This is a genomic window from Colwellia sp. MB02u-9, from assembly GCF_014077085.1.
GTDB lineage: Bacteria > Pseudomonadota > Gammaproteobacteria > Enterobacterales > Alteromonadaceae > Cognaticolwellia.
The window spans coordinates 1-488 of record NZ_JACGVF010000036.1; the positions used below are offsets into that span (position 1 = coordinate 1).

A 488-nucleotide genomic window follows, 5' to 3' on the forward strand; every position below is an offset into this window, starting at 1 on the left:
ATGGTAGTGTGGGAGTTCCCATGTGAGAGTAGGACATTGCTAGGCTTCTATTTAGAGAAACCCGTAGCTGACGCTACGGGTTTTTTGCTTTCTGGCATTTGATAAATAAAGCTTGAGTTAGCTTGCTGCAATCTCAAAGGTTATACCAATTTGATTAATTAACTTCCCACTTTTATCCAGTCTCTAGAGCAAAGATCTATCACCCTAGATGCATCTGAAATAAAAATATTCCACGCTCGACTACATTCATTAACAATATCTTCATATCCACTAAAACATCTGTTCGCTAATTCATTTTGCCTCAGCCATTGCCATACTTGCTCAATAGGATTTAGTTCAGGTGAATAAGGTGGTAATTTTATAATTGATAAGTTATCAAATTTTTCGGTTAAATGGACTTGATGCCAAGCTGCACCATCCACAACTATCACGGCGTGTCGTCCTTTGGGTACCTTTTGGGCAATCAATGCTAAGTGTTTTTCCATCAC

At 38.5% G+C, this 488-nt stretch carries 1 protein-coding gene; it reads right to left on the reverse strand.

Annotation, left to right across the window (positions count from 1 at the left end; all coding sequences use genetic code 11):
* Positions 1-158 precede the first annotated feature (158 nt).
* A partial coding sequence (locus H4J65_RS00125; protein WP_220465051.1) for a transposase occupies positions 159-488 on the reverse strand: 330 nt, incomplete at its 5' end.